Annotated in this window: 22 protein-coding genes; 9 read left to right on the top strand and 13 right to left on the bottom strand. The window is 58.7% G+C overall.

What is annotated here, in order from left to right:
* The first annotated feature begins 7 nt into the window (after positions 1-7).
* Entirely contained in the window at positions 8-898 is an 891-nt protein-coding gene (locus M2416_RS22485) for a LysR family transcriptional regulator (protein ID WP_041146507.1), read from the top strand.
* Positions 899-955: 57 nt separating this feature from the next.
* Here the strand turns inward: M2416_RS22485 and rplY are convergent, their stop codons facing one another.
* Entirely contained in the window at positions 956-1240 is a 285-nt protein-coding gene (rplY, locus tag M2416_RS22480) for a 50S ribosomal protein L25 (protein ID WP_041146506.1), read from the bottom strand.
* A 137-nt stretch (positions 1241-1377) separates the two neighbouring features.
* Positions 1378-3135: a DEAD/DEAH box helicase gene (locus M2416_RS22475; RefSeq protein ID WP_076945756.1), complete on the bottom strand. Its 1758-nt coding sequence runs from the start codon at positions 3133-3135 to the stop codon at positions 1378-1380.
* Between the two features lie 147 nt (positions 3136-3282).
* Between M2416_RS22475 and rsuA the strand changes: the two genes are divergently transcribed.
* From rsuA to M2416_RS22460, 3 genes are all read left to right on the top strand, one after another.
* Positions 3283-4002, top strand: coding sequence for a 16S rRNA pseudouridine(516) synthase RsuA (gene rsuA / locus M2416_RS22470; RefSeq protein ID WP_259226878.1), 720 nt, complete (start codon positions 3283-3285; stop codon positions 4000-4002).
* Complete coding sequence (locus tag M2416_RS22465) at positions 3999-5195, top strand: Bcr/CflA family multidrug efflux MFS transporter (RefSeq protein WP_132512296.1); 1197 nt, start codon at positions 3999-4001, stop codon at positions 5193-5195. Before rsuA ends, M2416_RS22465 begins: the two co-directional genes overlap by 4 nt.
* A 329-nt stretch (positions 5196-5524) precedes the next feature.
* Positions 5525-5869, top strand: a complete 345-nt coding sequence (locus tag M2416_RS22460; protein ID WP_259226871.1) for a YejG family protein — start codon at positions 5525-5527, stop codon at positions 5867-5869.
* A gap of 3 nt (positions 5870-5872) precedes the next feature.
* Here M2416_RS22460 and yejF read toward each other — a convergent pair whose 3' ends face one another.
* From yejF to M2416_RS22415, 9 genes are all read right to left on the bottom strand, one after another.
* On the bottom strand, positions 5873-7462 hold the full coding sequence (gene yejF / locus M2416_RS22455; RefSeq protein ID WP_259226870.1) for a microcin C ABC transporter ATP-binding protein YejF: 1590 nt from the start codon (positions 7460-7462) through the stop codon (positions 5873-5875).
* 1 nt (position 7463) lies between these two features.
* Positions 7464-8489 carry a microcin C ABC transporter permease gene (locus tag M2416_RS22450; protein WP_123709349.1) on the bottom strand — a complete coding sequence of 342 codons (1026 nt, stop codon included), beginning with the start codon at positions 8487-8489 and terminating at the stop codon, positions 7464-7466.
* Positions 8489-9583, bottom strand: a complete 1095-nt coding sequence (locus M2416_RS22445) for a microcin C ABC transporter permease YejB (protein ID WP_041146500.1) — start codon at positions 9581-9583, stop codon at positions 8489-8491. Before M2416_RS22445 ends, M2416_RS22450 begins: the two co-directional genes overlap by 1 nt.
* A gap of 9 nt (positions 9584-9592) precedes the next feature.
* Positions 9593-11398, bottom strand: coding sequence for an extracellular solute-binding protein (locus M2416_RS22440; RefSeq protein WP_259226952.1), 1806 nt, complete (start codon positions 11396-11398; stop codon positions 9593-9595).
* A gap of 59 nt (positions 11399-11457) precedes the next feature.
* Positions 11458-13026 carry a cyclic di-GMP phosphodiesterase gene (locus tag M2416_RS22435; RefSeq protein ID WP_259226867.1) on the bottom strand — a complete coding sequence of 523 codons (1569 nt, stop codon included), beginning with the start codon at positions 13024-13026 and terminating at the stop codon, positions 11458-11460.
* A 186-nt stretch (positions 13027-13212) separates the two neighbouring features.
* Positions 13213-13785 (bottom strand): bifunctional murein DD-endopeptidase/murein LD-carboxypeptidase, encoded by a 573-nt coding sequence (mepS, locus tag M2416_RS22430; protein WP_041146498.1) that lies wholly within the window; start codon positions 13783-13785, stop codon positions 13213-13215.
* Between the two features lie 424 nt (positions 13786-14209).
* The gene (locus M2416_RS22425; protein ID WP_259226865.1) at positions 14210-14917 is read right to left on the bottom strand and encodes a phosphatase PAP2 family protein; all 708 of its coding nucleotides are present in this window, start codon (positions 14915-14917) and stop codon (positions 14210-14212) included.
* 42 nt (positions 14918-14959) lie between these two features.
* The gene (locus M2416_RS22420; RefSeq protein ID WP_076945750.1) at positions 14960-15937 is read right to left on the bottom strand and encodes a CobW family GTP-binding protein; all 978 of its coding nucleotides are present in this window, start codon (positions 15935-15937) and stop codon (positions 14960-14962) included.
* Positions 15938-16059: 122 nt separating this feature from the next.
* Positions 16060-17526 (bottom strand): mannitol dehydrogenase family protein, encoded by a 1467-nt coding sequence (locus tag M2416_RS22415; protein ID WP_259226862.1) that lies wholly within the window; start codon positions 17524-17526, stop codon positions 16060-16062.
* A gap of 206 nt (positions 17527-17732) precedes the next feature.
* Here M2416_RS22415 and uxuA point away from each other — a divergent pair, with 206 nt between their 5' ends.
* Positions 17733-18923: a mannonate dehydratase gene (gene uxuA, locus M2416_RS22410; RefSeq protein WP_259226861.1), complete on the top strand. Its 1191-nt coding sequence runs from the start codon at positions 17733-17735 to the stop codon at positions 18921-18923.
* A 92-nt stretch (positions 18924-19015) separates the two neighbouring features.
* Here the strand turns inward: uxuA and yeiP are convergent, their stop codons facing one another.
* Positions 19016-19588 (bottom strand): elongation factor P-like protein YeiP, encoded by a 573-nt coding sequence (gene yeiP, locus M2416_RS22405; RefSeq protein ID WP_076945747.1) that lies wholly within the window; start codon positions 19586-19588, stop codon positions 19016-19018.
* A gap of 147 nt (positions 19589-19735) precedes the next feature.
* Between yeiP and M2416_RS22400 the strand changes: the two genes are divergently transcribed.
* Complete coding sequence (locus tag M2416_RS22400; protein ID WP_041146492.1) at positions 19736-19990, top strand: YkgJ family cysteine cluster protein; 255 nt, start codon at positions 19736-19738, stop codon at positions 19988-19990.
* Between the two features lie 23 nt (positions 19991-20013).
* Here M2416_RS22400 and setB read toward each other — a convergent pair whose 3' ends face one another.
* Positions 20014-21195, bottom strand: a complete 1182-nt coding sequence (gene setB, locus M2416_RS22395; protein WP_076945746.1) for a sugar efflux transporter SetB — start codon at positions 21193-21195, stop codon at positions 20014-20016.
* Positions 21196-21527: 332 nt separating this feature from the next.
* Here setB and fruB point away from each other — a divergent pair, with 332 nt between their 5' ends.
* Genes fruB through fruA form a run of 3 tightly spaced genes read left to right on the top strand, consistent with a single transcriptional unit; the run spans position 21528 to position 25305 of the window.
* Positions 21528-22658 (top strand): fused PTS fructose transporter subunit IIA/HPr protein, encoded by a 1131-nt coding sequence (gene fruB, locus M2416_RS22390; RefSeq protein WP_076945745.1) that lies wholly within the window; start codon positions 21528-21530, stop codon positions 22656-22658.
* On the top strand, positions 22659-23597 hold the full coding sequence (gene fruK, locus M2416_RS22385; protein ID WP_045855895.1) for a 1-phosphofructokinase: 939 nt from the start codon (positions 22659-22661) through the stop codon (positions 23595-23597).
* A gap of 16 nt (positions 23598-23613) precedes the next feature.
* Complete coding sequence (gene fruA / locus M2416_RS22380) at positions 23614-25305, top strand: PTS fructose transporter subunit IIBC (RefSeq protein WP_259226856.1); 1692 nt, start codon at positions 23614-23616, stop codon at positions 25303-25305.
* Positions 25306-25335: the final 30 nt, after the last annotated feature.

The raw sequence follows: 25335 nt of genomic DNA, 5'->3' as shown, positions 1-25335 counted from the left end.
AGGTGGTATGAAAACGCTGCAGTACTCTTTTGCGCAAATTGAGGCTTTCGCCACCGTCGCCGAAACGGGCTCGCTGTCGCGGGCGGCGATTCGCCTCGGCAAAGATCGCACGACGCTGCGCGATCTGCTGGATTATCTGGAAGATGCGCTGGGCTACGCGCTATTCCTGCGCCACGGACGCAGCCTGGCGTTAACCGCGGAGGGGGAGCAGCTTTTTCGCCAGGCGCATCTGCTGCTGCGTCAGGCGCAGGCCTTTGAATCCTTTGCCCGGACGCTGCCGGGCACGGCCTGGCAGGAGCTGAGGGTGGCGTACGATCCCTTCGTGCCGCGCGGCTTTCTCTGTGCGCTGGCCGATAATCTTGCGCAGCGTCAGCTGCGGATGAGCTGCTGGAGCGCGTCGCGTCGCGAGGCCGAACAGGCGCTGGCCGACGGCCATGCCGACCTGGCGCTATGTCAGGCCAATAACCGTACCCTCGGCAGCGAGATGGAGTGGCGCGCGCTGGGGACCGTTGAGCTGGGATTTTATGCCGCAGAGCGGCTGTTTGCCGGCTATGCGAGGCCGCTGACGCTGCTGAATCTGGCGCTGGTACCGCAGCTGGTGATGCATCGCCGTTCTGACGATCAGATTGCCCGCCGGCTGCAGATCTCCGGCCATACGCAGTATATGAATGAAATCACGCTGCTGCGTCACGCCATGCAGCAAGGGCAGGGCTGGGGGTTTTTGGCCGATCACCTTCAGGCGCAGCGCTGGGATGGGGTGAGTAAAATCGACACCGAGGTCGGCAGCCAGGGGCTGAACGTCACGATGGTGATGCTCTGGCAGCCGGGCATGAACAAACACCAGGATCTGAAGACGGTTATCGATTTAGCGCCGGCTCTGTGGGCGCAAAGCACATAACAAAACGCCCCGGACCTTGCGGACCGGGGCGCTTCATACAACAACTGCTATCGGCTATTAAGCGCGAACGAAGTCGATGTGAGACAGTTTTGGCTTGAACGGGTGACGCTGAACAGCCTGAACCTTAACTTTCTCTTCTTTGCCATCGAGAACGATGGTCAGAACTTCACCGTAGAACTCAGCTTTACCCTGAATGTTCCACAGTTTGTCCTGGTCCAGCTCAATTGCTACCGGAGTAGCTTCGCCGCCATAAATGATGGCCGGGAATTTATTAGCTGCACGCAGGCGGCGGCTCGCACCCTTACCCTGCTCTTTACGTACTTCTGCGTCGATAGTAAACATTGATGTCTCTCTATATTTAAATCCTGCTACAGGCGACCCAGCAGCAGGCAGATGATCTGCTTTGCGAATGCAAAAGCGGGCGGTATTATAGCCGCCTGAGGTTTTTACGGCAATCAAAACCTCAGCCTTAATGCCGATTAACGCAGTTCGTTGGCCCGGCGGAAGCGTCCCTGGTAGTCGAACATTTTCTCCCGCACCTGCCAGTATTGCCCCTTCATGCGGGCGACGACAAAGTCCGGATGGCGCAGCAGCGCCCGCTGAGCAAGGATATCGGCGGCGGTTATCCAGCGCAGCGGCACGCCGGGCGTGCGGGTGTGCGGGCGAATAAACAGCTGTTCAAACGCGGTGCGCTGGGCGGGCGTCTGCAGGCGGAAGCGCTCGCTAACGTCGGCGCCGTCTTCATCGTAGTAGGTAATTTTCAGCCACGGGCCTTTGTCGTCGGCGCCGTGCTGCAGATCCATGCCGCTGCAGCGCAGCACCAGCGCGTCTTTGAGCTTCAGCGCCGCCTTCAGCATATCATCGGGATCGACGAGGATCGTGTCGCACTCGCGGCAGCGGCGGGCGGCGATATCGTTCTCCGCATTACACTGCGGGCAGTTCTTAAAGCGAAAACGAAAGTCGCACTGCTCGCGATGGCCGTCATCATCCTCAAACCAGCCCTGACAGCGGCGGCCAAAATGTTCGATCAGCGTGCCGTCGGCGGTGGTTTTGCCCCAGAAGGTATTGGCAAAACCGCAGGCCGGGCAGAAGACCTGCACCGGCACGTTGTCGCTCTTACCTTTAGGCGTCCCGACTTCGGGCGCGTAGAGGTCGTGCGGGTTGCCGGCATAGTCGAGGATCAGGCAGTCGGTTTTTCCCGGCGCCAGGCGCAGGCCGCGACCGACGATTTGCTGATAGAGGCTCACCGATTCGGTCGGGCGCAGAATGGCGATAAGATCGACATGCGGGGCGTCAAAGCCGGTGGTCAGCACCGCCACGTTGACCAGATAGCGGTATTGCTGAGCTTTAAACGATTCAATAATGCGGTCGCGCTGCGGGCCCGGCGTTTCGCCGGTAATCAGTTCGGCCTCGCCTGCGGGCAGCAGACCGGTGATTTCCCGCGCGTGCTCCACCGTAGAGGCGAAAATCATCACCCCTTTTCGCGTCTGGGCAAACTCAACAATCTGGCTGACGATATGTGGCGTAATGCGCTGCTGTTTTTTCAGCTCGTGATTGAGGTCGGCCTCGCTAAACAGGCCGTTGCTCTGCGCCTGAAGGCGGCTGAAATCGTACTGCACTACCGGCATATCGAGCCGCTCCGGCGGCGTCAGATAGCCGTGTTTAATCATGTAGCGCAGCGGCAGCTCATAGATGCAGTCGCGAAACAGCGCCTTCTCGTCGCCGCGCACCATGCCATGATAATGGAACTGATAAATCCAGCCCTTGCCGAGGCGAAACGGCGTGGCGGTGAGCCCAAGCAGGCGCAGCTGCGGATTGACCTGCCGCAGGTGGGCGATAATTTGCTGGTACTGGCTATCGTCGTCATCGCTGATGCGGTGGCACTCATCGACGATCAGCAGCGAAAACTCCCCCTGGAACTGCTCGAGATTGCGGGCAACCGACTGCACGCTGCCGAAAACCACCTTACCGTGGCTCTCTTTGCGCTTCAGCCCTGCGGCGAAAATGTCGGCTTCCAGCCCAAGGGCAAGATACTTAGCGTGGTTTTGCGCCACCAGCTCTTTGACGTGCGCCAGAACCAGCACGCGGCCGCGGGCCAGGCGCGCCAGTTCGGCAATGACCAGGCTTTTGCCTGCCCCGGTTGGCAGGACGATAGCGGCGGGCTCATGGTGGCGGCGAAACCAGGCTAAGGTGGCATCGACCGCCTCTTTTTGGTAGGGGCGTAGTGTAAAATTCATGGCTTCACAGGCGTTAATTAACTCGCAAATAGTATGCCACGAATCTTTTCCCTTGAGTGGCGTTAAGAGCCCGTTATACTAGCCAATGAATTTCTTCTTTTTCGGGCGCTTGCCCGCTCCAGCATTATTACAGGCTAAAAAAATCTCATGCGACTTGATAAGTTTATCGCTCAGCAACTTGGCGTCAGTAGGGCTATTGCCGGACGTGAAATCCGCAGCAGCCGCGTTCTCGTGGATGGTGAAATCGTGAAAGACGCTTCGTTCAAGCTCCAGCCGGAGCATGACGTTGAGTATGACGGTAATACGCTTACCCAGCAGAACGGCCCGCGCTACTTTATGCTTAACAAGCCGCAGGGTTACGTCTGTTCTACCGACGATCCGGATCACCCCACGGTGCTCTATTTTCTCGACGTGCCGGTGGCGCACAAGCTACATGCCGCAGGGCGTCTGGATATCGACACCACCGGCCTGGTGCTGATGACCGACGACGGCCAGTGGTCGCACCGTATTACCTCTCCGCGCCATCACTGCGAAAAGACCTATCTGGTGACGCTGGAAAACCCGGTCGCTGAAAACACCGCGGAGCAGTTCGCCGAGGGCGTTCAGCTGCACAATGAAAAAGATCTGACCCGGCCGGCGGTTCTCGAAGTGATTACCCCGACGGAAGTCCGCCTGACCATCAGCGAAGGGCGCTACCACCAGGTTAAGCGGATGTTTGCCGCCGTGGGCAACCACGTTGTCGGCCTGCATCGTGAACGAATCGGCGCAATCGCCATGGACGACTCTCTGGCGCCCGGCGAGTATCGCCCGCTGACGGAAGAAGAGATTGCCAGCGTTGGCGTTCAGCATGCACGGAGTAAAACGTGACGGCAAAGCAGAATTCTTCCCTGGGGATTGTGTTTATTCTTGGCCTGCTGGCCATGCTCATGCCGCTGTCGATCGATATGTATCTCCCGGCTCTGCCGGTGATCTCGGCGCAGTTTAACGTGCCGGACGGCAGCGCGCAGATGACGCTCAGTACCTATATTCTGGGCTTTGCCTTTGGCCAGCTGCTGTACGGCCCGATGGCTGACAGCATCGGCCGTAAGCCGGTTATCCTCGGGGGGACGCTGATTTTTGCCGCCGCCGCGGTGGCCTGCGCGCTGTCGCAGACCATCGAAATGCTGATCACCATGCGCTTCTTCCACGGCCTCGCGGCGGCGGCGGCGAGCGTGGTGATTAACGCCCTGATGCGCGATATTTATCCGAAAGAAGAGTTTTCGCGGATGATGTCGTTCGTGATGCTGGTCACCACCATCGCTCCGCTGGTCGCACCGATGGTGGGCGGGGCGGTGCTGGTATGGTTCAGCTGGCATGCGATATTCTGGATCCTTGCGGTGGCGGCGCTGCTGGCTTCGGCAATGATCGCGTTCTTCATTAGCGAGACCCTGCCGCCGGAGCGGCGGCAGAAGTTCCACATTCGCACCACCCTCGGCAATTTTGCCACCCTGTTCCGCCACAAGCGCGTGCTGAGCTATATGCTGGCGAGCGGCTTCAGCTTTGCCGGGATGTTCTCATTTCTGAGCGCCGGGCCGTTTGTTTACATCAAGATTAACCACGTTTCCCCGCAGCACTTCGGCTACTACTTTGCGCTCAACGTGGCCTTCCTGTTCGTCATGACCATGATTAACAGCCGCTTTGTCCGGCGGGTTGGGGCGCTGAATATGTTCCGCGCCGGGCTGTGGATCCAGTTCGCGATGGCCGTGTGGATGGTGGTCTGCGCGCTGTTTGATGTCGGCTTCTGGGCGCTGGTGTTCGGCGTGGCCGCGTTTATCGGCTGCGTATCGATGGTCTCCTCGAACGCGATGGCGGTTATTCTTGATGAGTTCCCGCATATGGCCGGGACGGCCTCTTCGCTGGCGGGAACCTTCCGCTTCGGCATCGGCGCGATTGTCGGGGCGCTGCTGTCGATGGCAACCTTTACTACCGCCTGGCCGATGCTGATCTCTATCGCTTTCTGCGCCAGCAGCTCCATTCTCTTCTACCTCTACGCCAGCCGGCGGCGAAAAGTCGCGCTTTGAATCTCAAAAAAGGGGCTATTTCAGCCCCTTTTTTGATGCATATCAACCGCGGCGGGCTTCGTTATTCTGCAATTTGTTTCTTTTATGTAAAATCAATTAGTGTAAAAAGTCGCAATGTTGCGATAAAAAAGTTGTTTTGGATCACAGAAACGGGTACATATAGCCCCGATCGGTTCCGCAGCGAAACTATAAAGTTCTGGATAATAAGCGGTTAACTCTGGCGCACGCCGGTGTAAACGTTTTCCACGCTGATACAGGACTAGTTGTCAACAATGTGTTAATATTGATGTAAATTTATTGTGAAGCATTTTGCTTCCGGGGAAAACCAGGTGAATACACAGCAACTCTCTATCGTACACCGACTGCCGCAAAGCTATCGCTGGCTGGCCGGTTTTGCGGGTTCAAGAGTTGAACCGATTCCGCAAAACGGCGCGCAGAGCGAGAATAGCCTCGTGGCGCTGAAATTACTCAGCCCGGACGGCGAGAGCGCGTGGCCGGTTATGCATAAGCTTAGCCAGGCGCTCAGCGACATCGAAGTCGACTGCTCCATCGTTGAGTGTGAAGGGGAGCCGTGCCTGTTCGTCAACATGCAGGACGAGTTCGCCGCCACCTGTCGGCTGAAAAATTTCGGCGTAGCCATTGCCGAGCCCTTCTCCGGCAACAACCCGTTCTGACCGTCAGCCCAGCGCCAGCAGCTGGCGGGTATACTCCTGCTGTGGAGCGGTAAATACGCGCTCACACTCTCCCTGTTCGACCACCTCTCCTTGCCGCAGCACCATCACCTGATGGCATAGCGTCCGCACGACGCGCAGATCGTGGCTGATAAAAATATAGGCCAGCTGATGCTTTTGCTGTAAAGCTTTCAGCAGGGCTAAGATTTGCGCCTGCACGGTCTTATCCAGCGACGAGGTCGGCTCATCCAGCACGATAAGCTGAGGCTTAACGATCAGCGCCCGGGCGATGGCAATACGCTGCCGCTGGCCGCCGGAAAACTCTGCCGGGTAGCGCAGGCGCGTTTGCGCATCCAGCCCCACCTCCTGCATCACCTGAATGACCGCCCGTTCACGCTCGGCGGAGGTAAGCGTCGGCTGGTGGACGCGCAGCCCTTCCTCAATAATCTGTAAAACGTTTAGTCGCGGGTTCAGCGACGAGTTCGGATCCTGAAACACGACCTGCATCCGACGGCGTAGCGGCAGCATCTGCCGACGGCTGCGGCCCTGCAGCGTCTGGCCATCAAAGGCGATAACCCCTTCAGAGGCAATCAGGCGCAGCAGCGCCAGCCCGGTGGTGCTTTTGCCGGAACCCGATTCGCCCACCAGGCCCAGAGTTTCCCCCGCGCGCAGCTGAAAGCTCAGGGCGTTCACCACCCGATTATGCTCAACCACCCGGCGCAAAAGTCCCCGACGAACCGGGAAGGCGACGCTGAGCCCGCTCGCCGCCAGCAGCAGCGGCGCATCGGGCGCCAGCGGAACCGGCAGCCCCGACGGTTCGCTATCCAGCAGGCGGCGGGTATAGGGATGCTGAGGGGCCGAGAAAAGGGCGCGACAGCCGTTCTGCTCGACGCAGCGTCCGTTTTGCATCACCGCCACGCGGTCGGCGAGCTGGCGGACGATGCTCAGGTTATGGGTGATAAACAGCAGCCCCATGTTCAGCTCCTGCTTCAGCTCGCGCAGCAGCTGCAGAATTTGCGCCTGCACCGAGACGTCCAGCGCGGTGGTCGGCTCGTCGGCAATCAGCAGCTCCGGGCGAGTGAGCAGGGCCATGGCGATCATCACCCGCTGGCGCTCGCCGCCGGAGAGCTGATGCGGATAGTCCGCCAGTCGGCGAGGAGCCTGGCGAATACCGACGCGCTCCAGGCAGTCGAGAATCTCTCCCCGAGCGGCTTCTTTGCGCATTCCGCGATGCAGAGAGAGCACTTCATAGAGCTGCTTTTCCAGGGTGTGCAGCGGATTGAGCGACACCATCGGCTCCTGGAAAATCATCGCAATACGGTTGCCGCGCACCCCGCGCAGGGTTCGCTCATCGGCATGCAGCAGCGACTGGCCGTGAAAGCGGATATCGCCGCTGGGGTAGCTTACCGGCGGCGAGGGGAGCAGGCGCAGCACCGACAGCGCGGAAACGCTCTTACCGGAGCCGGATTCGCCCACCAGCGCCAGAGTTTCCCCCGCCGCAATGTGCAGCGACAGTTCGCTGACGACGGTCTGGGTTTCGCCCTGCTGGCGAAAGGCGATGGAGAGATTGTCGATTTCTAACAGAGGCTGCACCATGCTATACCGCCTTACTCGGGTCGAAGGCGTCGCGAACCGCTTCACCAATGAAAATTAAAAGCGTTAACAGCACCGCGACGGACAAAAAGGCGGCGATCCCCAGCCACGGCGCCTGCAGGTTGTTTTTCCCCTGCAGCAGCAGCTCGCCCAGCGAAGGCGAGCCCAGGGGCAGACCGAAGCCGAGAAAATCCAGCGAAGTCAGAGTGGTAATCGAGCTGCAGAGAATAAAGGGCAGGAAGGTGAGGGTGGCGACCATCGCGTTGGGCAGCATATGGCGCAGGATGATGCTGCGGTCGTTAACGCCCAGCGCCTGCGCCGCGCGGATATAGTCATAGTTACGGGTGCGCAGAAACTCGGCGCGCACCACGCCCACCAGCGTCATCCAGCCGAACAGGACGGTAATCGCCAGCAGCCACCAGAATCCTGGCTGCACGACGCTGGAGAGGAGAATAATCAAAAACAGCGTCGGCATTCCCGACCACACTTCAATAAAGCGCTGCCCCCAGAGGTCGATTTTGCCGCCGTAGTACCCCTGGATGGCGCCCGCCAGCACGCCGAGAACGCTGGAAAAGAGCGTCAGCAGCAGGCCGAACAGAATGGAGATCCGCGTTCCGTAGAGAATTCGCGCCAGCACGTCGCCGCCGTTGGCGTCGGTGCCGAGCCAGTTCTGCGACGACGGCGGCGAGGGGAAGGGGGATTGGGTCGCAAAGTTGATGGTCGTCGCCCCGAAGCGCACCGGCGCCCACAGCACCCAGCCGTGAGCCTCGAGCTGCTTCTGCAGCCACGGATCCTGATAGTCGGCGGCGGTGGCAAAGTCGCCGCCGAAGGTCTTCTCGCTATACTCTTTTAAGAGCGGAACGTACAGGCTGCCGCGGTACTGCACCAGCAGCGGGCGGTCGTTGGCGATCAGCTCCGCGCCGAGGCTGCAGACGAAGAGGATTAAAAACAGCCAAAGCGACCAGTAGCCGCGGCGGTTGTGGCGAAAACGCGCCCAGCGGGCCTGGTTGACGGGACTCAAAAATGACATCAGCGGCCCTCAAAATCGATACGCGGGTCGACCAGCGTGTAGCAGATATCGCTGACGATATTAAGCAGCAGGCCAATCAGCGTAAAAATATACAATGTGCCAAACATCACCGGATAGTCGCGCGAAACCGTCGCCTCATAGCCCAGCAGCCCGAGGCCGTTGAGGGAGAACATCACCTCGATCAGCAGCGAACCGGTAAAGAACATGCTGATAAACATCGCCGGGAAACCGGCTATAACCAGCAGCATGGCGTTGCGGAACACGTGGCGCCACAAAATCTGCTTTTCACTTACCCCTTTGGCGCGGGCGGTGACCACGTACTGCTTGCGGATCTCATCCAGAAAGCTGTTTTTGGTCAGCATGGTGAGCGCCGCAAAGCCGCCGATCACCGTCGCCAGCACCGGCAGCGTAATGTGCCAGAGGTAGTCGAGGATCTTCTGATACCACGGCAGGCTGTCGAAATTAGCCGAGACCAGCCCGCGCAGCGGGAACAGGTCAAAATAGCTGCCGCCGGCGAAAATAACGATCAGCAGAATCGCGAACAGGAATGCCGGGATCGCGTAGCCGATGATAATTAGCGTGCTGCTCCAGATATCAAAATGGCTGCCGTTGCTGACGGCTTTACGAATCCCCAGCGGGATCGACACCAGGTAGATAATCAGCGTACTCCACAGGCCGAGGCTAATGGAGACCGGCATACTGTTTTTGATCAGCTCTAGCACCGAGGCGCTGCGAAACAGGCTGTCGCCAAAATCAAAGCGCAGGTAGTCGCCGAGCATTTTCAGGTAGCGCTCGTGGATGGGCTTATCGAAGCCGTAGCGATGGGTTATCTCGGCGATGACCTCCGGGTCGAGCCCGCGCCCGCCGCGATAGTGGCCCTCGCTGACGTTGCTTACGCCGGTGCGCGCGTGGCTGGCGGCCATTCCGCTGTCGCCCGCGCCCGGCATCCCGCCATGATTGCCGAACTCAACGGCGGCAATGGCCTGATCGACCGGGCCGCCGGGGGCAATCTGGACGATAAAAAAGTTGATCGTAATGATCGCCCACAGGGTAGGGATAATCAGCAGCAGTCGGCGGATCAGGTATGCGCCCATCGTCGTTCCTCAGCGTCTGTCCGCGGGCAGTTTTGCCGCTTTGTTAACGTCATACCACCAGCTATCAAAGCCGGAGGAGTATACCGGCCGCGTTGGCGGGAACGAGAACTTGTCCCAGCGGGCCGTTCTGTCCTGCGCCATATACCACATCGGCAGCATGTAGTAGTTCCAGGTGAGCACCCGGTCCAGCGCGCGGCCCAGGGGCAGCAGCTTCTGCTCGTTGCCCTGCCAGCGAATAATCTGCGCGATCAGGCTATCCACGACCGGGCTTTGGACCCCCGGCGCGTTGTAGCTGGAGTGAATATAGGCCGAGTCCCAGGAAACCTGCAGGTCGGTGCCGGGCCACGGCGTCGCCCGCCAGACCATCGGCATCATATCGTAATCCCGGCTGCGGCGGCGATTGCTGTACTGGGAATTATCAACCTGGCGAATATCCATGGTGATGCCGAGACGCCGCAGATTGTGCTGAAAGGGCAGCACCCAGCGATCGTTACCGCCGGCGGGGAGCAGTAGCTCAAAACGCAGCGGCTTCCCGGTTTTGTCGTTTACCCGGCGCTGGTTTTTCACCACCCATCCGGCCCGGTTGAGCAGGCTGTCCGCCTTCAGCAGATTTGCCCGATCGAAACCGCCGCCGTCGGATTGCGGCGGCTGATAGAGCGCGGTGAAGACCTCGGGCGGCAAATCTTTTTTCATCGGCGTCAGCAGGGCAAGTTCAGCGGCATCGGGCGCCGCGCGGGCCGCGTACTCGGTATTCTGGAAATAGCTGTTGGCGCGGCTGTAGGCGTTGTAAAACAGCGCCTTGTTCATCCATTCAAAATCGAAGGCGAGGGTAATGGCCTCGCGTACCTGACGATCGGCAAAAACCGGGCGCTGAATATTGAAGGCCAGCCATTGGGTATCCTGCGCCGAGGTATTCTGATACTCATCCTTCACGATGTAGCCGCGCGTAAAGTTGCGCCCGACGTAGCGGGTGGCCCAGTTTTTGGCCATCGTCTCTTCCCGCCGGTCGACCGCCCCCGCCTTAAAGGCCTCAAAGGCAACGTTATCGTCGAGATAGTAGTCGTAGCGTAGCGTATCGAAGTTCCAGCGCCCGCGGTTGACCGCAAGATCTGCCGCCCAGTAGGTTTTAACGCGCGAGTAAACGATGTACTGACCCATCCGCCAGTCGGTAATGCGATAAGGGCCGCTGGCCAGCGGCGGCGTCGAGAGCGGGTCGCTGAGCTTGTGGTCTCGCCAGAACTTTTCCGGCATGACCGGCAGAGTGAACAGGCTGAGCATATTCTCTTTGCCCGCCTGGCCGAGTTCGATGCGCACGGTGAGCGGGGCGATGGCCTTGACGCGGGTGCCTTTGTAGAACAGACGAAACTGCGGGACGCCTTCGGTCATAAACTTCTGGAAGGTAAAGGCGACGTCGCTGGCGCGGATCGGCGTGCCGTCATGAAAACGGGCCTGCGGATTGAGGGTAACCTCCACCCACGAAAAGTCATCGGCGTAGCGCGCCCCGTTGGCGATCAGCGGATAGTAGCTGCCCGCTTCGTCGTCGGAGGTGGTGAACAGCGTATCGTACAGGGCATCGGTACGCACGCCGGGGTTGCCGCGCAGCGCGTAGCGGTTGAAGTTGTCGAAGGTGCCAATGGAGGCGAGTGTGATGCCGCCGCCTTTTGGCGCCGTCGGGTCGGCGTAGGCGAAATGAGTAAAGCCGTCAGAGTATTTCGGCTCGCCGATAATGGCGAAGCTGTGGCTCTCTTTCACGGCCTGCGCCTGACCGTTAAGGCTCATAAAGGTAATTAATATCAGGCAGATACGCGCAAACATGGCCAGGTTGTTATCCTCTGTCGGCGGACCCAGAGCGGGCCCGTCCATAGATTAAATCATCAGCGCTCGGCGGCGGCGAAGTATTTCGCCGGTTCGTCGTGCGCGGCAAGCAGCGTTTCCAGCGGCAGAGGCCGGCTTATCCAGTAGCCCTGCAGGTAGTGCACGCCGTGCTTGCGTAGCCACTCCGCCTGTTCAGGCGTTTCAACCCCTTCGGCAACGGTCAGGAGCTGCAGGCGGCGGCTCAGGGTCAGCACGGCATCAAGCACCGGCGAGGTGACGGTTTCGGTCCCGATAGCCTGCACGAAGCCGCGATCGATTTTCAAAAAGTCGAAGTTGTAGCGTTCAAGATAAATCAGCGCGCTGTGGCCGGTGCCAAAATCATCGATCGCAATTTCAAAGCCCTGCTCGTGCAGCCAGTCAAAGATAGCCAGGGATCGGTTCTTATCGATCATCGCGCGTTCGGTTATCTCCAGCACCACGCTAAAGTGGTTGGCCGGCAGGGCGGCGGCAAACTGCCGTAAATCCGATTTAAAGCTGTCGGCGTGCAGGTGGGCCGGGGAGATATTCAGGCCGAGCTTGCTTCCCGCCGGGAGGATTTTTTGCAGCGTTGGCGCATCGCGCGCGATCAGCGCCAGCAGATGGTGGGTCAGCGGCACGATCATCTGCTGGGTTTCGGCCAGGTTGATAAAGACGTCCGGGGGGATCTCGCCGGCGACCGGATGGCGCCAGCGCATCAGTACCTCAACGCCGCTAATGTGCAGGGTATCGGCTTTGACGACCGGCTGATAGACGATGTAGAACTGGTCGTTCTTTATTCCCATCAGGATCGCTTTTCGCGGATCGGACTTGATCGTTAGCACGTAATAGCCCAGCAGTCCCGCCAGCAGCCCGCATACCACGCCTAACAGCAGGGCGTACTGGGTGTTTTCAGCCAGCCAGCTGTTGGCGTAGAGGTAGACCTTGAGCGGTAGCCCCGTGATCTGCACTTCGCGAATCGGCTCGGAGAGCATCGCCTGCGGGTTAACCAGCCTGTTGCTGAAGGTCGAAATAGCGCTGTTGTTGACCACCAGCGCGATGCCGCTGAAGTCATTTTGCCGGGCGGAATAGAGAATATAGGGCGTCAGGTTGGTATTAATTGACACGAAGATGCCGTCGTTGCCGCCGTGTGGGCTGCGTACCCACATCGCCAGCGCCGAGCTTTTTGGCATCATCGGCGTACCCGGCAGAATGGCCATATCGACGGGTTTAGTCATATCGAGCTGCGGAATAAGCTGCGTCAGGGGGTTATTCATGGGGCCCGTTGCCGAAGAGCAAAATGCCTGGCCATTTTTAACCAGCAGAAACGCCCGCACGTTTGGGCTGAACGCGGCATGGGCGGTTAGGCCTGATGCGATATTCTCGCAATCCCGGTCGACCAGCGGCTGCAGCTCGGCGATGGTCTGATTAAGATCGTGGAAGTACTCATTCAGGTAGACGTTGACGTTATTGATGATGGAGTCAAAGCGTTCAGAGCGGTTGTGGTAGATAACCATAAATTGAATGCTACCGACCAGCAGGGCGACGATAACTCCAATCAGTGTGCTGGTCAGCCAGATTTTACGCCGGGGTGAGAAGTAGCGGGTAAGCATAGGCTATAGTCAGTCCGTGTTTATGAGGCGCGCCAATGGGGTGACAGAAAAACGATTTCACCGTTTCCATTTAAAGACATAGCTTATATTGCGGCTTTGCGAGGCGATGAGCAAAAAAAAACACTGCCCTGGCAGTGTTTTTTAATTTCCGTTCGTCAGCCAAGGGAAAACTGACGACGGAAGAGATTACGAACGGCTCAGTACACGGCGCGCTTCGTTATAGCGCTTTTTCCAGTACGGCTCGTTCATGCTGGAGATGGTCACACCGCTGCTGGTGGAAGCATGAACGAACTGGCTGTTGCCGATGTAGATACCCACATGGCGGCCAGTGGATCCCGCTCTGAACAGGACTAAATCACCCGTACGCAGCTGGGAACGTGAAATCGATTTGCCGGAATCCTGCTGCTCTGAAGTTGAGCGCGGCAGTTCCAGACCAAACTGTTCGCGGAAGGTGCGCTGTACGAATGCCGAACAGTCGATGCCTTTCCGGGTGCTGCCGCCAAGGCGGTAACGCACGCCTTTCCAGCTAGCATACTGGTCCATCAAACGGGACTTAACGTCCAGATTGCTAACCATTGTTTCAAATTCATCCTGAGAGGCTTGCAGTGATGATAAATCGCCACTACCCACACCAAGCGTCTCAGAATGCATATTCTTTGCGGTACTACTTGTCGAACTACAGGCAGAGAGCAAAACTGCCACTGCTATCGCGGGAACGACCCGCAGGATATATCTCAAAATCGGCTGAGATTTGACCATGTTGTGTGTTTTCCCTTGTTGTCCTTAACGACAATGTCGTTATAAAAAATGCCAAACGTGTTAGAGCCTAAATACCTGGCAGCAATCAGACAAATCCTTAAATCTAAATTTGTGCAGTAACGCACAATTTAATTCTGATGCCGGTTTTACGTTGCTGGAAAGGCAAAACGAGAATGAGATTACCCTATCAACACTGGGATGGCGAGCGGTTTTGCGAGATTTCTTATAAGAATTTTTGCGACAAAAAGTGAATCATCGGCAAAGGCCAAAATAGCGGCAGAGATGGGTAAAAAATACGCAATTACCTCATTTCTAAGACGATTAATGTGACAGAAAGATGATTGTGGGGATAAAAAAGGCGAAACATAAAAAAAGGGACCGAGAACGATCCCTTATGGATATTTAATAATATGCGACGGGAATGTTAATTTTTGTGCATTCCGGCGGGCAGAGTCCGGTCGAACCAGGCAATCATTTTGTCGCTCAACGGGGTCAGCAGAACCCAGGGAGCACCGACCAGCAGCGCGGTTAATGAACCGACGGCAATATCGGTAAACCAGTGGGCGCCAATCATTACCCGCGGGAAGGCAAACACAACGAAAATGGCGAGGGAAATAGCAAACGCCCGACGGCCAAAATAGCGCCACATGAAGGTGGCGAAAATCAGCAGCATCATCCCGTGATCGCCCGGGAAGCTATCCTTCGAGGCATCTTTGGTCGGGAATGAGACCACGTCGCTGACCTTAACGATACCGCTAAACGAGAGCGACGGGCTGGCGCGCTTAACCGGCATCAGGTGCTGCGCCAGCTGGTTTATCACCACCGCCGACAGCAGCATGACCAGGCCGATGATGACGATTCGGCGGCGGCCGGCGCTTTGCTCCTTCAGCCAGAAGCTCAGCATCACGGCTCCCATCGCCAGCAGAGAGCAGGCATCGAAAGCGCGGTTGTTGATAATCGCCAGCAGCCAGGTATAGCCGCGGCTGACGCCGACGTTGTGGTTAAAGAAGTGGAAAATGGCGGAATCCAGCGGAAACCACAGCCCGTGGTTGGCGGGCAGATACCATGATAAAAAAAGCGCAATACCCGCGGCGTTAAGCAGCAGGATAAGGGGGATTCGGGTTTTATTCATAACGGTCGCGTATTGTGTAAAACGGCGGCAAACATAGCCGCCTTAACTTAAACGTAGCCTCAACAGAGCGGATTGTAGTGCATTCCAGTCCGCCTCGCCGTCGCAGATAAGCTCTATGCGGCTGTCCGGCGGGGCGACGTTCTGCGTTTCAATATTGAGGTCCAGCCCCTGGCGGTTAATCCGCACCAGGCCTTCGGCAATACGCATCACGCCCTTCACGCGGCCCACCGGGGCCAGCCGCGCCCACTCCAGCAGGCCAACGGTATCGAAGGTGGTATCGGCGTCAAAAATCCAGCCGCAGGCCTGGTAGCCCTGGCCTGCGTTCAGGCTGCGGCGCCAGCGCTGGTGGCCGGGGAGACTCAGCGCCGCGAGGCCCTTTTTCTGCCCGTGGCCGTGCGCATGCTCCGCGCTCTCCGGCAGCGGGCGAAGGTTCAGCCGCGGCAGGTCCAGCAGCGCCGGGTCAATACTTCCCTGGGTGGCGCTGACGTGCAGGCGCTTGCCGGCATACTCCTGCCACCAGACGCTGAAGGCGCGCTCGCTTTCAGCGGTCATCCGGTCGGTTTTATTGCTGATAATGACGTCGGCGGCGGCCAGCTGATCGCGGAAGTTTTCGTTGGCCACCACCTTCGGGTCCAGAAGCTGGCGGGGATCGAGAACGCACAGCGTCGCGCGCAGGTCGATCCACGGCTCGTAGACCGCGGCGGTGAGAATATCGAGGATCTGTTTCGGATGACCGAGCCCGGTTGGCTCAATCAACAGCCGGTCCGGCTTCCCCTGGCGCAGCAGGGTATTCAGCCCGACCTGCATTGGCAGGCCGTTGACGCAGCACATGCAGCCGCCGGGAATTTCTTTGAGTAATGCGCCGCTATCGGCCAGCAGAGCGCCGTCGATGCCCACTTCGCCAAACTCATTGACCAGTACGGCCCATTTTTCATCTGCAGGCTTGTGGGCCAGCAGATGAAGAATCGAGGTCGTTTTACCGCTGCCGAGAAACCCCGTGATCAAGTTTGTTTTGGTCACATTTTCTCCAGGATACAAATGTAATGTTGTAACAGTTGGCGACTATCCTGACGAAAAAATGGGGAAAAGAGAAGGCTTACGACGGACAGAAAAGAATTCTGTCCGTTAAACAGCAGAAATTGTTAAGAATCCAGCGCGGCGGCGATGGCTTCGCACGCGCCCAGCGACGAGAGCTGGCGCCAGGCCGAGGTCACGTTGGCGACAAATTCGGCGCTATGGGGAAGGTCGTTGCCAAAAATCTCTTCGAGGGAGAGCAGGGCGCTGACCCGCTCTTGCTCATTGCTGCCGGCGACCAGGGCGTGGATTTTCTCCGCCAACGGGTCGCGAACGTCAATCGGCTGGCCGGCATCGTCCACGCCGCTGACGTAGCGCATCCAACCGGCGACGCCAAGCGCCAGCAGTGGCCAGCGGCTGCCGCGAGCGAGATGCACCCGGATGCCGTCAAGCATGCGCTGCGGGAGCTTCTGGCTGCCGTCCATCGCGATCTGCCAGGTGCGATGCTTCAACGCCGGGTTGCTGAAGCGCTCAAGAAGACCGTCGGCATAGCCCGTCAGATCGACGCCTTCGATAGAGAGCGTCGGCGCCTGTTCATCGAGCATCAGCCGGCGCGCGGCGGCGCGCAGCACCTCATCCTGCATGCAGTCGCTGATATGCGCATTGCCCGCAAGGTAGCCGAGCCACGCGAGGAAAGAGTGGCTGCCGTTGAGCATTCGCAGCTTCATCTGCTCCCAGGGCAGCACGTTGTCGGTCATCTGCACGCCGACGGTTTCCCACGCCGGACGGCCGGCGACAAAGTTATCTTCAACCACCCACTGAATAAACGGCTCGCAGCTGATGGCGCAGGGATCCTCGACGCCCAGCGCGGCGCTGATTTCCGCCAGCGACTCGTCGGTGGCGGCGGGAACGATGCGGTCGACCATCGTGCCGGGGAAGCTGACTCGTTCAGCAATCCACTGCGCCAGCTCCGGACAGCGTTTCTGTGCCATTCCCAGCACGGCGTTTTTCACCACGTGGCCATTGTCGGGAATGTTATCGCAGGAGAGCACGGTAAACGGCGGCAGGTGGCGCTCACGACGGCGGGCGAGCGCCTCGACCAAAATGCCCGGCACCGACTGCGGCAGCGTCGGGTTATCCAGATCGTGCACGATGCGCGGCTGTTTAAGATCCAGCAACCCGCTTGCCGGGTCGATGCAGTAGCCTTTTTCAGTAATGGTCAGAGAGACGATGGCGACCTGCGGTTCGCAAAACTTCTCGATTATCGCCGGGAGCGAATCGAGTTTAGCGTTCAGGCACTCGTGCACCGCGCCGACCACGATAGCCTTATTGCCCTGCGCCCCTTTCTCCAGCACGGTAAACAAGTGATCCTGCTGGCGGAGCTGGCTCATCAGCCGATCGCCGCTGAACAGACTTATTTCGCAGATCCCCCAGTCGCCGCCGCTGGCGTTCAGCACCCGGTCGGTAAGCAGCGCCTGGTGCGCGCGATGAAAGGCGCCAAACCCAAAGTGCACAATACGCGAGCGCAGCTGGCTGCGATCGTAGCGGGGAAGCTGCACGTCTTCCGGTAGCGTAGCTGTAGCAATATTCGTCATTCTTTACACACCTGATTAACCAATGATTAACACGGCCAGTGTAAAGTTATATGACAACAAATTAAATTGGTGAGCCGTATTTATACGCTTAGTGTGAGCTGGATCAATCAATTCAGCGGGATAAATTGACCCTTTGGCGGAAGCCTGTATGGTAGTCGTCATTGATGTTCGCGTTATTGGTATAACAACTTTAAAGGGGTATAGCGATGGAGCAAACCTGGCGTTGGTACGGACCGAACGATCCGGTATCGCTTGATGATGTACGGCAGGCCGGTGCGACGGGCGTGGTTACCGCGTTGCACCATATTCCGAACGGGCAGGTATGGCCCGTTGAAGATATCAAGCAGCGTCAGGCGCTGCTGGCGGAAAAAGGGCTGACGTGGTCGGTGGTCGAAAGCATCCCGGTGCATGAAGAGATTAAAACCCATAGCGGGCAGTACGCCACCTGGATTGCCAACTACCAGCAGAGCATCCGCAACCTTGCGGCCTGCGGGATCGATACCGTCTGCTACAACTTTATGCCGATCCTCGACTGGACGCGTACCGATCTGGAGTATCAGCTAGCTGACGGCTCGAAGGCGCTGCGTTTTGATCACATCGCTTTTGCCGCCTTTGAGCTGCATATCCTGCAGCGCGCTGGCGCGGAGGCCGACTACAGCGAAGAGGAGCAGCGCCAGGCGCAGGCTTACTTTACGGCGATGAGCGCTGCGGAAGTTGAAAAGCTGACCCGCAATATTATTGCCGGCCTGCCGGGAGCCGAAGAGGGCTACACCCTCGATCGGTTCCGCGCGCGCCTGGCCGAATATGACCATATTAATAAAGCGCAGCTGCGTGAGAATATGGCGGTCTTCCTGCGCGCCATCGTGCCGGTATGCGAAGAGGTGGGCGTGCGCCTGGCCGTTCACCCGGACGATCCGCCGCGTCCAATCCTTGGCCTGCCGCGCATCGTGTCGACCATCGAGGATATGCAGTGGCTGAAAGAGGTTGTTGATAGCATTAACAACGGTTTTACCATGTGTACCGGCTCCTACGGCGTGCGCGCCGACAACGACCTGGTGAAGATGATTGAAACCTTCGGCGATCGTATTCACTTCACCCATCTGCGATCGACCTGCCGCGAAGAGAACCCGAAAACCTTCCACGAGGCGGCGCACCTGAACGGCGACGTCAATATGGTGGCGGTGGTGAATGCGATCCTCAGCGAAGAGCTGCGTCGCAAGCGCGCCGGCGATCTGAGGCCGATCCCGTTCCGCCCGGATCACGGCCACCAGATGCTGGACGATCTGCGTAAGAAAACCAACCCGGGATATTCGGCGATCGGTCGCCTGAAGGGGATGGCGGAAGTGCGCGGCGTTGAGCTGGCGCTGAAGATGACGAAGTACCCGGAACTGCTGTAGGTCACAGAGTTCGTCGGATAAAAAAATGCCCGTCAGCGGCGATGCTGACGGGCATTGTTACGTTGATTATTGGAGATTAAGCCGCCGTTCGATTAGTCGGCACGGCCCATATAGCGGCTCTCTTCGATATGGATACGAATGCGTTCGCCCGCGCTCAGGTATTCAGGAACCTGCACCACGAGGCCGGTGCTCAGGGTTGCCGGTTTGTTGCGCGCGCTGGCGGATGCGCCCTTGATGCCTGGCGCGGTTTCAACAATCTCCAGATCGACGGTCTGCGGCAGCTCCAGCGCCAGCAGCTGGCCGTCCCAGGTCAGAACCTGCATGTCCGGCATGCCGCCTTCCGGAATAAACAGCAGCTCTTCTTCAATCTGCTCTTTGGTGAAGATATACGGGGTGTAATCTTCTTTATCCATAAACACGTATTCGTTGCCATCGACGTAGGAGAAGTCAACGTAGCGGCGGGTCAGGGTCACGGTATCGACAATGTCGTCGCCCTTAAAGCGTTCTTCAACCTTCAGACCGGTACGTACGTCAGCGAAACGCATTTTGTACAGCGTTGCTGCGCCACGGGCGCTCGGTGACTGAATATCAATATTTTTAACAATCAGCAGCTTGCCGTTGTAATTCAGCACCATACCTTTTTTAATTTCATTCGCTCTTGGCATTGCGGTAATCCTGTAACTTAAAGGGTCAAAATATCGCGTAAAACTACTCGCGCCGGGGCTTTCAGGCAAGTGGAATTCGCGCGTTTTGCTATCTTCGGATAAAACGTTTAGGCTGCGTCTGAAAAAGCACCGTTAAGAGAGCCATCTATGGAATGTCGTACTGACTGCGGTGCCTGCTGTATCGCCCCCTCTATCTCATCCCCGATCCCCGGCATGCCTGACGGCAAGCCCGCGAACACGCGCTGTGTCCAGCTCTCTGCGGGCAACCTGTGCAATATCTTTGGCTCCCCGCTGCGCCCCAAGGTTTGCGGCAGCCTGCAGCCGGAGCGCGAGATGTGCGGAACCCGACGCGATGAGGCAATGGCGTACCTTATTCATCTCGAACGGCTCACCGCCGGCTAGCGGCGCCGTTTTATCCCGGCGGCTTAAATATCCCTGATGCGCCACAGGCACAGCTGGGCGATCGCCCCCATGCCGAGCGCGATCCAGAATACCGCGTGATAGCTCCAGATCTCGGCGACCACGCCGGCCAGCGACCCGGCAATAATCCAGCCGACGCGGATGGTATTCGCATACAGCGTGGTCGCCGCCCCCGCCTGACCCGGCATTAAATCCTGAAAATAGAGCATGCCGATTCCCGCGAGGATGCCAATAAAAATGGCGTTCAGCAGCTGTAAAGCCAGCAGCAGCCCGGGCGTGTGGGCCAGCAGCATACCGACGTAAAACAGCAGCCCGGCGACGGCGGCGACGCGCATCAAAAAACGCTTGCCGAAACGGCGGGCGTAATAGCCGGCGATCAGCATCGTCGGAATTTCAAGGCCGGCCGCGGCACCCATCATTAATCCCGCCAGCTTCTCCGGCAGGTGCAGCTCATTAATGATATAGAGCGGCATATTAATGATGTAGAGGCTGTTGATTCCCCACATCAGCGTGCAGACGCTGAACAGCAGCAGCGCATCGCGACGATGGGTGCGCGGCGCCTCCAGCTGGCCCGCCGCCGCTCTCGGCTCTTTGCGCATGCTGGGCAGAAAGAACCACACTATCGCCCCGCAGAATACGAAGGCGACGGCGGCGCTGAGGTACATCACGGTAAAGCCGAAGCCCATCGCCAGCGCGTAGGCCAGCGGCGGGCCGATCACCCACGCCAGCGACACCTGGGCGCGCAGAATCGAGCTAAACATCACCGCCTCGCGGCCGGTTTTATCCGCATGCTCGCGGGCAAGGGCGAACATCTGCGGGTTGGCGGTGGAGCCGAAGCTGCTGAGGAATACCCCGACGAAAAGCAGAACAAAGTAGCTGCGGTTCCATGCAAACAGCAGGCAGGCCAGCACGCCCAGCAGGCAGCAGAAGACGATCAGCTGCTTACGATCCCCGCGGCGGTCCGAGCGCCCGGCGAGAAACTGGCTCACCAGAATGCCGATGACCGCGCTGCCGGTAAAAAAGAAGCCGACCATCGCCGGGCGTACGTGCACTTCATTGGTCAAAAACAGGCTCAGGGTGGGCGTTTGCAACGCGCCGGCAATCCCGGTCAGAAAGGCGACTATCAGGAAGGCGGAAGAGGTTAAATCGAACCCGCGTCGGGGAAGGGCGGCGCTGCTGTTTTGCATGTGCGGTTATCTGTGGTTTCAGGAGTCGCGAAGTTTACGCCGCCCGTCAGAGAATGAACAGTAGTATGGCACGAATAAATCAAAAAGGCGTTTCAAAATATGACGTTCAGCAAATGCTGAAGCTGAGGCCGTTCTTGCGGTACGGCTTCAGCAAAAATGTGCGTTATCTCTAACTTCTGTTATCAAGCTGATAACTTATCTTGCGCGGTGATTAAGAAAGGTACAGACTCATTGAAACGTTTCAGCGTCATTCAGGTGTTTCTTCAGCAGCACGGTGACGTATTTTTTCACCAGGCAGCTGAAACGATTCAACTCAGCAGGAGAGGAGATCCATGTTCCAGTTATCTGTGCAGGATATTCATCCCGGCCAGCAGGCCGGTAATAAAGAAGAGGCAATTCGTCAGGTTGCTTCTGCGCTGGTAAGCGCAGGCAACGTGGCGGAAGGCTACGTTAACGGGATGCTGGCGCGCGAGCAGCAGACCTCTACTTTCCTTGGTAACGGGATTGCGATTCCGCACGGTACCACCGACACGCGCGACCAGGTGCTGAAAACCGGCGTCCAGGTCTATCAGTTCCCGCAGGGCGTGACCTGGGGGGAAGGGCAGACGGCCTATGTTGCCATTGGTATCGCCGCCAGTTCGGACGAGCATCTCGGATTGCTGCGTCAGCTGACGCACGTGCTCAGCGATGATTCGGTTGCGGAACAGCTCCGAACTGCCACCTCGGCGGAAGAGCTGCGCGCCCTGCTGATGGGTGAAAAGCAGAGCGAGATGCTGAAGCTGGATAACGACACGCTGAGCCTTGATATCGCAGCCAGCGATCTGCTGACCCTGCAGGCGCTGAACGCCGCGCGGCTGAAAGAAGCCGGCGCCGTTGACGCCGCGTTTGTCAGCCGTACCATTAACGATAAGCCGCTGAACCTGGGTCAGGGAATCTGGCTGAACGACAGCGCGGAAGGCAACCTGCGCAGCGCGGTTGCCGTGAGCCGCGCCGCCAGCGCCTTTACCGCCGATGACCAGCCGGTCTCGCTGCTGATTACCGTCGCCATGGCCGACGAGCAGCCGACCGCGGTGCTCAGTCGCCTGAGCAATCTGCTGATTGATAAAAAAGCTGACCGTCTGCTGAAGGCCGACAGCGCCACGCTGCTGGCGCTGCTGACCAGCGATGATGCGATTGCCGAGGACGTGCTGAGCGCTGAATTTGTCGTGCGCAACGAGCACGGGCTGCACGCGCGTCCGGGCACTATGCTGGTTAATACCATCAAACAATTTTCCAGCGACATTACCGTCACCAACCTCGACGGGTCCGGCAAGCCGGCCAACGGCCGCAGCCTGATGAAGGTCGTGGCGCTGGGAGTGAAAAAAGGTCACCGTCTGCGCTTTACCGCCCAGGGTGAAGATGCGCAACAGGCGCTGGATGCGATTGGCGAAGCTATCGCCGCAGGCCTTGGGGAGGGCGCATAAATGAGCAGACGTGTAGCAACGATTACTTTAAACCCGGCATACGATCTGGTGGGTTTCACCCCGGAAGTTGAGCGCGGCGAAGTCAACCTCGTCCGCACCACCGGCCTGCACGCGGCGGGAAAAGGCATCAACGTCGCCAAGGTCCTGAAAGACCTCGGTATTGACGTTACCGTCGGCGGCTTCCTCGGCAAAGATAACCAGGATGGTTTTCAGCAGCTGTTTAGCGAGCTGGGAATTGCCAACCGTTTTCAGGTTGTGCAGGGCCGTACCCGCATTAACGTCAAGCTGACGGAAAAAGACGGCGAAGTCACCGACTTTAACTTCTCCGGCTTCGAGGTAACTCAGGGTGACTGGGAGCGCTTCGTCAATGATTCCCTGAGCTGGCTGGGTCAGTTCGACATGGTTTGCGTCAGCGGCAGCCTGCCGTCGGGCGTCAGCCCTGAGGCCTTCACCGATTGGATGATTCGCCTGCGCAGCCAGTGTCCGTGCATTATTTTCGATAGCAGTCGCGAAGCGCTGGTTGCCGGCCTGAAGGCGGCACCGTGGTTAGTGAAGCCAAACCGCCGCGAGCTGGAGATTTGGGCCGGCCGCAAGCTGCCTGAAATGAAAGACGTGATTGACGCCGCCCACGCGCTGCGCGAGCAGGGGATTGCCCACGTGGTTATCTCGCTGGGTGAAGAGGGCGCGCTGTGGGTTAACGCCTCAGGCGAATGGATTGCCAAGCCGCCTTCAGTCGAAGTGGTCAGCACCGTTGGCGCCGGCGATTCTATGGTTGGCGGCCTGATTTACGGCCTGCTGATGCGTGAATCCAGCGAGCATACTCTGCGCCTGGCCACGGCCGTTGCGGCCCTGGCAGTGAGCCAGAGCAATGTTGGTATTACCGATCGTACCCAGTTGGCCGCAATGATGGCGCGCGTCGACTTACAACCGTTTAACTGACAGCAGGAGAGGCATAATGAAAACGCTGCTGATTATTGATGCCGGACTCGGACAGGCTCGCGCCTATATGGCGAAAACCCTGCTGGGCACCGCGGCGCAAAAAGCGCAACTCGAACTGATTGATAACCCGAACGATGCAGAGCTGGCTATCGTCCTCGGCTCAACGCTGCCTGCTGACAGCGCGCTGAACGGTAAAAAGGTGTACCTCGGTGATATTAACCGCGCCGTCGCCCACCCGGAGCTGTTCCTCGGCGAGGCGAAAAGCCATGCCACGCCTTACGTTGCGCCAACTGCGGCACCCGCAGCCGCTGCGGCTAGCGGCCCGAAACGTATTGTTGCTATTACCGCCTGCCCAACCGGCGTAGCGCATACCTTTATGGCCGCAGAAGCTATCGAAACCGAAGCGAAAAAACGCGGCTGGTGGGTGAAGGTTGAAACGCGCGGCTCCGTCGGCGCGGGTAATGAGATCACGCCAGAAGAGGTGGCGCAGGCCGATCTGGTTATCGTTGCTGCGGATATTGAAGTTGACCTGGCGAAGTTTGCCGGTAAGCCAATGTATCGCACTACGACCGGCCTGGCGCTGAAGAAAACCGCCCAGGAGTTTGAAAAGGCGCAGCTGGAAGCCAAACCGTATCAGCCTTCCGGGCAGAGCGGACAGCAGGCGGATAGCGCGAAGAAAGAGGGCGGCGGCGCCTATCGTCACCTGCTGACGGGCGTCTCCTACATGCTGCCGATGGTGGTAGCGGGCGGCCTGTGTATCGCGCTCTCCTTCGCCTTCGGGATTAAAGCATTTGAAGTGAAGGATACGCTGGCGGCGGCGCTGATGCAGATCGGCGGCGGTTCAGCCTTTGCGTTGATGGTTCCGGTGCTGGCGGGCTTTATTGCCTTCTCCATCGCCGACCGTCCGGGCCTGACGCCGGGTCTTATCGGCGGTATGCTGGCGGTGAGCGGCGGTTCCGGCTTTATCGGCGGGATCATTGCGGGCTTCCTCGCCGGCTACGTGGCTAAGCTTATCAGCAAGAAGCTGAAGCTGCCGCCGAGCATGGAAGCGCTGAAACCGATTCTGATCATTCCGCTGGTTTCCAGCCTGATTGTCGGTCTGGCGATGATCTACCTGATCGGCAAGCCGGTTGCCGGTATCCTGGCGGGCCTGACCCACTGGCTGCAAACTATGGGGACGGCTAACGCGGTCCTGCTGGGCGCCATCCTCGGGGCAATGATGTGTACCGATATGGGCGGTCCGGTGAACAAAGCGGCGTACGCCTTTGGCGTCGGACTGCTGAGTACCCAGACCTACGCGCCGATGGCGGCGATTATGGCGGCGGGTATGGTTCCACCGCTGGCGATGGGTATCGCCACGCTGGTTGCGCGCAACAAGTTTGACAAAGGCCAGCGCGAAGGCGGTAAAGCGGCCCTGGTTCTCGGACTGTGCTTCATCTCCGAAGGGGCGATTCCGTTCGCCGCCCGTGACCCGATGCGCGTTCTGCCATGCTGTATCGTCGGCGGGGCGGTAACCGGTGCCATCTCCATGGCCATTGGTGCCAAACTGATGGCGCCGCACGGCGGTCTGTTTGTTCTGCTGATCCCAGGCGCCATTACGCCGGTGCTCGGCTACCTGCTGGCGATTATTGCCGGTACGCTGGTTGCCGGTCTCTCCTACGCGGTGCTGAAGCGTCCGGAAGTGCAGGCGGTTGAAAAAGCGGCCTGAGTAAGACCTTGATAAGCAAAAGGGCCGATA

Origin of the sequence: Klebsiella sp. BIGb0132 (genome assembly GCF_024810075.1) — a bacterium.
In the GTDB taxonomy this organism is placed as follows: domain Bacteria; phylum Pseudomonadota; class Gammaproteobacteria; order Enterobacterales; family Enterobacteriaceae; genus Klebsiella; species Klebsiella terrigena.
Note: the sequence above shows the minus strand (reverse complement) of the source record. Positions and strands in the feature narration are given on the sequence as shown.